This is a genomic window from Mycobacterium sp. NPDC006124 (assembly GCF_040614235.1).
Lineage (GTDB): Bacteria > Actinomycetota > Actinomycetes > Mycobacteriales > Mycobacteriaceae > Mycobacterium.
Genome location: NZ_JBEXUA010000001.1, coordinates 732,456 through 740,757, shown reverse-complemented (window position 1 = coordinate 740,757; position 8,302 = coordinate 732,456). Strand labels below are relative to the sequence as shown.

General features: G+C 69.4%; 8 protein-coding genes and 1 pseudogene. All 9 read right to left on the bottom strand.

Annotated features, from left to right (window positions below; all coding sequences use genetic code 11):
- A pseudogene (locus ABZ195_RS03585) lies at nt 1-564 on the bottom strand (pyridoxal 5'-phosphate synthase lyase subunit PdxS); the annotation flags it as partial.
- A 73-nt stretch (nt 565-637) separates the two neighbouring features.
- The gene (locus ABZ195_RS03580; RefSeq protein ID WP_355214872.1) at nt 638-1,666 is read right to left on the bottom strand and encodes an NUDIX hydrolase; all 1,029 of its coding nucleotides are present in this window, start codon (nt 1,664-1,666) and stop codon (nt 638-640) included.
- Complete coding sequence (locus ABZ195_RS03575) at nt 1,663-2,898, bottom strand: glycosyltransferase family 4 protein (protein ID WP_355214870.1); 1,236 nt, start codon at nt 2,896-2,898, stop codon at nt 1,663-1,665. Before ABZ195_RS03575 ends, ABZ195_RS03580 begins: the two co-directional genes overlap by 4 nt.
- Nucleotides 2,899-2,900: 2 nt before the next feature.
- Nucleotides 2,901-3,821 (bottom strand): phosphatidylinositol mannoside acyltransferase, encoded by a 921-nt coding sequence (locus ABZ195_RS03570; protein ID WP_355214958.1) that lies wholly within the window; start codon nt 3,819-3,821, stop codon nt 2,901-2,903.
- A gap of 26 nt (nt 3,822-3,847) precedes the next feature.
- Entirely contained in the window at nt 3,848-4,525 is a 678-nt protein-coding gene (pgsA, locus tag ABZ195_RS03565) for a phosphatidylinositol phosphate synthase (RefSeq protein WP_355214868.1), read from the bottom strand.
- Complete coding sequence (locus ABZ195_RS03560) at nt 4,522-5,085, bottom strand: HIT domain-containing protein (protein WP_355214867.1); 564 nt, start codon at nt 5,083-5,085, stop codon at nt 4,522-4,524. Before ABZ195_RS03560 ends, pgsA begins: the two co-directional genes overlap by 4 nt.
- A complete protein-coding gene (gene thrS / locus ABZ195_RS03555; protein ID WP_355214865.1) occupies nt 5,082-7,136 on the bottom strand; it encodes a threonine--tRNA ligase in 2,055 nt (684 codons plus the stop codon). Before thrS ends, ABZ195_RS03560 begins: the two co-directional genes overlap by 4 nt.
- Nucleotides 7,137-7,211: 75 nt before the next feature.
- Nucleotides 7,212-7,634 (bottom strand): TIGR02611 family protein, encoded by a 423-nt coding sequence (locus ABZ195_RS03550; RefSeq protein ID WP_355214863.1) that lies wholly within the window; start codon nt 7,632-7,634, stop codon nt 7,212-7,214.
- Nucleotides 7,631-8,266 (bottom strand): PaaI family thioesterase, encoded by a 636-nt coding sequence (locus tag ABZ195_RS03545; protein WP_355214861.1) that lies wholly within the window; start codon nt 8,264-8,266, stop codon nt 7,631-7,633. The genes ABZ195_RS03550 and ABZ195_RS03545 overlap by 4 nt, the downstream gene beginning before the upstream one ends.
- Between the last annotated feature and the right edge of the window lie 36 nt (nt 8,267-8,302).

Here is an 8,302-nt window from a genome sequence, read left to right as displayed (position 1 = left end):
CTCGTCCTCCGACAGCGAGGTCAACCGACGGATCTCACCGCCGATCTTGCGCATGTGAGTCGTCGCGTTGGACACGTCACCGGTGCCCGCCTCACCCTTGGAGCGGATCATCGCCGCGCCCTCGCTGATGCGCCGCAGCGCCTCGCCGAGATTGGTGGCACCGCACACGAACGGCACGGTGAACTTCCACTTGTCGATGTGGTTGGCGTAGTCGGCCGGGGTGAGCACCTCGGACTCGTCGACGTAGTCCACTCCGAGGCTCTGCAGGATCTGCGCCTCGACGAAGTGCCCGATGCGGGCCTTGGCCATGACCGGGATGGTCACCGCCTCGATGATGCCCTCGATCATGTCGGGGTCACTCATCCGCGACACCCCGCCCTGGGCGCGGATGTCGGCGGGCACCCGCTCGAGGGCCATCACGGCCACGGCCCCGGCCGCCTCGGCGATGCGCGCCTGCTCGGGGGTGACCACGTCCATGATGACGCCACCCTTGAGCATCTCGGCCATGCCGCGCTTGACCCTGGCGGTGCCAGTCATCGGTGTATCGAGGGAATCCACGTCCATCTCCTCCAAATCAGTACTGATTCACTGTAGTGGCCGGGCCAAATGCCTTCGGATCCGCAGTTGGCTTTGGCGGTCATCTGATCGATTGCAGCTGCCGCGCCGGTGCCGTCGACCCCGCGGCGGCCATCGCGTTGGCCTCGGCCAGCAACTCCGAGAGCTGCAGCGGGTACACGGTCTCCCCGCCGTCGACCAGTTCGGCGATCGTCGCCTCGTCGCACCAACGGTGCCCGTGAATGGTGCGGGTCTCCAATGGGGTGAACCCCGTCGTCGACGGCTCGAACCGAAGCGTGCGGTAGACGAAGAACATCTCCTCGCTGCGGATCACCGACCCGTTGAAGTCGAAGACCGCGTCGCGCTGCCACACCGGGCCGATCAGGTCGGCCTTGCTGACCCGCAGGCCGGTCTCCTCGGCGAGCTCACGAACGGCCGCGTCGGCGAGGTCCTCGCCGGGTTCCACCGCGCCACCCACCGTGAACCACCAGCGTGGCGCCGACTCCGTCGCCGGGTCGGAGCCGCAGAACAGCAGGACGTAGCCCAGCTCGTCGAGCAGCACGATGCGCGACGACGTGCGCTTGTAGACCTGCTGGGAGAAGGAGCGCTGCGCGGCGCGTTCGGCGATCTCGAAATACGTTGGCATCGGTGCGGTTCCGCCGAGGTGCAGCCACCGCACCAGCGGCCGCTCGCGCAGCGCCAGCGTGTCGCGCACGGCGTCGTTGTGGAAGCGTCGCCCCAGCAGCACCCGGGCCTCGGCATCGGCCATCTCCGCGACCAGGGCCACGGGCACCGACGTCGGGTCGACCGCCGCCAGCGCATTCGACAGCTCGTTCTCGGCGGCCTCCCTGCCGTGGCGCGGAGCCCGCTCGGCGGCGTCGGCCAGCGCGGCCAACCGGCGTCCGGCGGAGGCGTTCCCGTAGGCGTCGGTCGCCACGGCGCGGGCCACCACGGCGCGGCGAGCCAGGATGCCGTCGAGAGCCTGCCAGGACAGGTCGTAGCGGACGTGCAGACGGTCGAGTCGGTGCGCGGTCTGGAACGCCCAGATGCCGCCGATCAGCAGCACCGCCGCCATCAGCACGAGGGCGGCGACGACCAGCCAGGTGATCACGCCATGTCCTTGGCGGCTTCGCGCTCGGCCTTCGCCGTTGCCCTCGCGGCGCGACGGCCGGGCGGCTTGGCCGCGGTCGGTTCGCCGTCGACCCTGCCGTTGTCGTGGGTGCCCTCGACCCGGACCTTCGCCCCGGACCCCGACACCGTCTCGTACACCCGCAGGATCTCGTGCGCGACCACCGACCAGTCGTAGCGGCGCACCGCCCGGGTGGCGGTCTCGACGTACTGCTCGCGGGCGGCGTCGTCGCCGAGTATCTCGACCAGGGCCACGGCCAGGGCCGCCGGGTCCTCGACCGGCACCAGACGACCCGCGGCGCCGTCCTCGAGCACGCGCCGGAACGCGTCGAGGTCGCTGGCCACCACCGCGGTGCCCGCCGCCATCGCCTCGACGAGCACGATGCCGAAGCTCTCCCCGCCGGTGTTGGGCGCGCAGTAGACGTCCGCGCTGCGCATCGCCGAGGCCTTGCCGGCGTCGTCGACCATCCCGAGGAAGCGCATATGGCCGGCCAGGTCGCCCGCCTCTTCGGCAAGCTCCTCCTCGTCGCCACGGCCGACGACGAGGATCTCCACGTCGGGGAACGCCTGCACCAGGGCCGGCAACGCGGCGAGCAGCAGGGTCATACCCTTGCGCGGCTCGTCGAAGCGGCCGAGGAACAGCACCGTCCGACCGGGTCGCGGGTAGCCGTCCAGGGGCGGGGCCGAGGCGAAGGAGTCGACGTCGACGCCGTTGGGGATCTCGACGGCGTCGGAACCCAGCGCCTCCATCTGCCAGCGCCTGGCCAGGTCGGAGACTGCGATGCGCCCGACGATCTTCTCGTGCCAGGGCCGCAGAATCCCCTGAAAGACGCTGAGCGTCAACGACTTCGTGGTCGACGTGTGGAAGGTTGCGACGATCGGCCCCTCGGCGATCATCAGGGCCAGCATGGACAGGCTGGGCGCGTTGGGCTCGTGGATGTGAAGCACGTCGAAGTCGCCGTCGACGAGCCACCTCTTGACCTTGCGGTGCGTAGCCGGGCCGAATCGTAGCCGCGCCACCGACCCGTTGTACGGAATGGGGATGGCCTTGCCGCCCGAGACGACGTAGTCGGGCAGGCGAGCCTCCGGCGAGGACGGCGCCAGCACGCTCACGTCGTGGCCGTAACCGCGCATCACCTCGGCGAGCTGCAACACGTGGGCCTGCACGCCGCCCGGCACGTCGAACGAGTAGGGGCACACCATCCCTATCCGCATGGCTAGCCCTGCCCAAGCCGGGCGCGACGGGTGTCCGACAGGTCGGCGATCCACTGGGGCTGCAGCATGTGCCAGTCGGCGGGATGGGCGGCGATGTTGGCGCCGAACCGGTCGGCCAGCGCCTGCGTGACGGCCTGGACGTCTCCGGAGGAGGTGTCCAGCGGCGCGCTGATCTCGGTGACGGCGACGTCGGGGGTGTAGTAGGAGTGCACCGGCAGCAGCGCGGCACCGGTCGCCATGGCCAGCTTGGCGGGCCCGGCGGGCAGCATCGTCGGCTCACCGAAGAGGTCGACCCGCACACCGGCCTTGGTCAGGTCACGGTCCGACATCAGACACACCAGCCCGTTGCCGCGCAGCCTCTCGGCGAGGACCTCGAAGGGGGGCCGCTCGCCACCGGTCAGCGGCAGGACCTCGAAGCCGAGACTCTCCCGGTAGTCGAGGAACCGCTTGTAGAGCGACTCGGGTTTGAGGCGTTCGGCGACGGTCGCGAACCGGCCGTAGGTGTTGGTCAGCCACACCCCCGACAGGTCCCAGTTGCCGCTGTGGGGCAGCGCCAGGATCGCACCGCGGCCGGCGGCCAGCGCCGCCGCGACGTGTTCGCCGCCGGTGGCCGCCGCGTCGAGTTCGCGGGCCAGCACCCGGTGGTCCATGGACGGCAGCCGGAACGCCTCGCGCCAGTAGCGCGCATAGGACGCCAGCGACGCGCGGACCAGGTCGCCCGGTACGTCGGCGGGCGCGACGCCGATCACCCTGGCGAGGTTCTTGCGGAGCTGTTCGGGGCCGCCACCGCGGGCGGCATACAGCGCGCCGGCCTCGAAGGCGTTGCGAGCGGCGAACTCCGGCAGTGCGCGTACCAACCGCCACCCGGCGGCGTAGCCGAGGTCGGACAGTTGGCCGCCGAGGGGAACCCGGACACCACGCACCCGCGGCAACCCCGCAGACGGCGTGCTCACGGCTCGCTCGTTTCCTCTGCCGAGCCGTTGGACGGCGGACTGGTCGGGATCGGCTCGGCCGCACCCGGCGAGACGCGCACCGAGTACAGGCGCTGCCCCAGCGTGACCAGACTGGCCACGGCCAACGCCCACATGGAGACGGGAAGCAGCCACGGCACGTGCAGGAACGACACCCCGGACAGCCCGGCGCCGGCAAGCACGATGATGAGGCGCTCCGGGCGTTCGATGAAGCCGCCGTCGCCCTTGAGTCCGTTGGCCTCGGCCCTGGCCTTGACGTAGGAGATCACCTGCGAGGTGACCAGCGAGATCATCGTCGCGACGGTCAGCGAGGCGCTGTGGATCCCAAAGGTGGCCCACCACAACAGGCCACAGAAGATCGCGCCGTCGGCGACGCGGTCGCAGGTCGCATCGAGGACACCGCCGAAGGGCGTGCTGAACCCCCGTTCGCGCGCCATCGCGCCGTCGAGCATGTCGGCCAGGACGAAGACGAACACCGCGAAGGCGCCCCACCACAGCTGGCCGATGGGGAACAGCGTCAACGCGGCGATGACGGTTCCCGCGGTGCCGATGACGGTGATGCCGTCGGGGGTGAGCCCCATGCGCAGCGAGGCCTTGGCCACCGGCCGGCTCAGCTTCGCGTAGGCCGCCCTGGTCAACAGATAGAAGTCGCTCACGACTGAGCCGTCCACTCGTCTGCCAGCAACTGGCGGGTGTCGCGTAGCAACTGCGGTATGACCTTGGAGCCGCCGATGATGGTGATGAAGTTGGCGTCCCCGCCCCAACGCGGCACGACGTGCATGTGCAGATGCTCGGCGAGGCTGCCGCCCGCCGAGTGCCCCAGGTTGAGGCCGACGTTGAAGCCGTGCGGCCGCGAGACGGCCTTCATCACGCGGATGGCCTTCTGGGTGAAGGCCATCAGCTCCGCGCTTTCGGCGCCACTGAGATCCTCGAGTTCGGAGACCCGTCGGTATGGCACCACCATGAGGTGACCAGGGTTGTAGGGGTAGAGGTTCAAGACGGCGTAGACGAGTTCGCCTCGGGCGACCACCAGGCCGTCCTCGTCCGACATCGCCGGGATGTCGGTGAACGGCTCCGAGGAACCGGCCGAGCCCGTGCCGCCCTGCACCTTGGCCTCGGCGATGTAGTTCATCCGGTGTGGGGTCCACAGCCGTTGCAGGTGGTCGGGTTCGCCGATGCCACGGTCGGTGATCGTGTTCTCCGGGTCCACCGTCACACCGGAATCCCTTCGGCGACCAATTCTGCAGTGGGAGCTGCGTTCTCACGCCGGGCGATCCAGTCGACGATGGCCGTGACGGCGACGTCGCGCGGGACGCCGTTGATCTGCGAGCGGTCACCGAACCGGAAGCTCACCGCGCCCGCCTCGACGTCGCGGTCACCGGCCAGCAGCATGAACGGCACCTTCTGATTGGTCTGGTTGACGATCTTCTTGGCCATCCGGTCGTCGCTGGAGTCGACGTCGACGCGAACCCCGTGTGACTTCAGTTGCGCGGCAACGTCTTCCAGGTAGGGCACGAAGGCGTCGGCGACGGGAATGCCGACCACCTGAACTGGCGCGAGCCAGGCCGGGAAGGCGCCTGCGTAGTGCTCGGTCAGCACCCCGAAGAATCGCTCGATGGACCCGAACAGGGCGCGGTGAATCAGCACCGGCCGCTGCCGGCTCCCGTCGGCCGCGGTGTACTCCAGCTCGAAGCGCTCGGGCATGTTGAAGTCCAGCTGGATGGTCGACATCTGCCAGGTGCGTCCGAGGGCGTCCTTGACCTGCACGGAGATCTTCGGCCCGTAGAACGCCGCGCCGCCCGGGTCGGGCACGAGGTCCAGCCCCGAGGCCTCGGCGACCTCGCGCAGCGTGTCGGTGGCCTCGTCCCAGTCCTCGTCGGAACCGACGTACTTGTCGGGATCCTTGGTCGAGAGCTCCAGGTAGTAGTCGTCGAGGCCGTAGTCGGCGAGCAGGTCGAGCACGAACTGCAGCAGCGAGGTCAACTCACCGCGCATCTGCTCGCGGGTGGTGTAGATGTGCGCGTCGTCCTGGGTCATGCCCCGGACCCGGGTCAGCCCGTGCACCACACCGGACTTCTCGTAGCGGTACACCGAGCCGAATTCGAAGAGCCGCAACGGAAGTTCGCGGTAGGACCGCCCACGTGCCCGGTAGATCAGGTGGTGCATCGGGCAGTTCATCGGCTTGAGGTAGTAGTTCTGACCCGGCTTGCGCACGGTGCCGTCGTCGTTGAGCTCCTCGTCGACGTGCATCGGGGGGAACATGCCGTCGGCGTACCACTCGAGGTGACCCGAGGTGATGTACAGGTGCTCCTTGGTGATGTGCGGGGTGTTGACGAACTCGTAGCCGGCCTGCTCGTGCTTTCGCCTGGAGTAGTCCTCGAGTTCGCGGCGGATGACGCCACCCTTCGGGTGGAAGACCGGCAACCCCGAGCCCAGTTCGTCGGGGAAGCTGAACAGGTCCAGTTCGACGCCGAGCTTGCGGTGGTCGCGGCGCTGGGCCTCCTCGATGAGTTCGAGATGGCGGTCGAGCGCGTCCTGGGACTCCCAGGCAGTGCCGTAGATGCGTTGGAGGCTGGCGTTGGCCTGGTTGCCGCGCCAGTACGCCGCCGAGCTGCGGGTGAGCTTGAAGGCCGGAATGTACCGGGTGGTCGGAATGTGCGGTCCACGGCACAGGTCGCCCCAAATGCGTTCCCTGGTACGAGGATTGAGGTTGTCGTAGGCGGTCAGCTCGGTGCCGCCGACCTCCATCACGTCCGGGTCGCCGGACTTGTCGTCGACGAGCTCGAGCTTGTATGGCTCGTCGGCGAGATCCTCTCGGGCCTCGTCCTTGGACGAGTACACCCGGCGGTCGAACAGCTGCCCGTCCTTGACGATTTGGCGCATGCGCTTCTCCAGCGCGGTGAGGTCCTCCGGGGTGAAGGCGCGTGGCACCTCGAAGTCGTAGTAGAAGCCGTCGGTGATGGGCGGCCCGATGCCGAGCTTGGCCTCGGGGAAGAGACCCTGGACTGCCTGGGCCAGGACGTGCGCGGCCGAGTGCCGGATCACGCTGCGGCCGTCCTCGGTGTCCGCGGCCACCGGGATCACCTCTGCGTCGGCGTCGGGAATCCACGACAGGTCTCGCAGCTGGCCCTCGGCGTCGCGCACGACGACGATCGCGTCGGTGGCTCCTCGACTGGGCAACCCGGCGTCACGAACCGCCGAGCCTGCCGTGGTCCCGGCAGCGACCCGGATCGGGGCTGCTGGGGCAGTGCTGGCGACGGCGGTCATCGGTGGGTCTCCTCGTAAGGGGGTTACGGCGCGTTGGACGCGACCATGGTATCGGTGCCGGTGCGCGATGAACGCTCAAGACCCCAGGCCGAGGGGACTCTTCAGCCACGGCTGTTCGAGGCCGAACAGACCGGCGACGAAGCTGAGCGCACCGAACAACCACAGGGTCGCCACCACGACGGCCGCGGTCAGCACGACGCCGAGCACCTTGACCCACAGACCCTGGGCGGCGAACCACTCCATGACGCGGTCGTAGCGCTCCTTGGTGAACCGCAGCAGGCGGTGCGCCCATTCGAACTCGGTGGCCAAGATGCCCAGCCCGAGGAAGACGATGGCCCACCCCGGACCCGGGTAGGGAATCGCGAGGATGCCCAGGCCCAGCACCACCAGCCCGACCACCCCGACCACGATGCGGTAGGTCAGGTCGTAGGCGGGTCGTTCGCGCAGCCCGTCGCGCCACCGCGCCCAGCGGCGCTTCGCCACGGCGAGCCTGCTCACGGTTGCCCCGGCAACAGCGTGAGGAACAGCGCCTCGGCCTCACACAGCACGGCGTCGCCGTCCTGGAGGCGGCCGGTGAGGAAGATCTTCCGGCCGTCGATCCGGTCAATGCCCGCGTCCACTCGCAACTCCTTCTCCACCGGCACGATCCTTCGGTAGTCGACGTGCAGGAAGGCAGTGCGCTGCCGCGGGCTCTCGCTGAGCTTGAACGCGGTGTACCCCAGCAGCGAGTCGAACAGCAGCGCAAGTGCACCTCCGTGCACGGCGCCGTTGCGACCGAGGTGGAACCGGCGGAAGCGCGCCGTTCCCGTGACGCGGCCGTCGACGGCGCGCAGATTCACCGGCACCTGCATGATGTTGCCGCGGTTGGGCAGGTCCATCCGCCGACCCGAGGGCGACCGCCACTCGTCGGCGTCGTGTGGTGCCAGCAGCGCGTTGACGTCCTCGATCAGGTCGGCGGCCCGGGTCACGACGTCGTCGGGAGCGTCGGCGCTGCGGGTCAGGTCCTGCAGCGTGCGCACGGCTTCGACGAAGCGCCCGTAGTCGGGGCCGCCGCTGGTGGTGGGCACCGGCGGGTTGAATCCGCCGCCGGTGCGGATGTCGGATCCAGCAGGGTCGGGGTGGGGCGCCACCCGACAACCGTATTGCCTCGGCGTCGACCGCGGCTC

Bases quoted from the DNA above. Each gene is read 5' to 3' on its own strand.
- ABZ195_RS03575 (WP_355214870.1), bottom strand. From the start codon at position 2,898: ATGCGGATAGGGATGGTGTGCCCCTACTCGTTCGACGTGCCGGGCGGC.
- thrS (WP_355214865.1), bottom strand. From the start codon at position 7,136: ATGACCGCCGTCGCCAGCACTGCCCCAGCAGCCCCGATCCGGGTCGCT.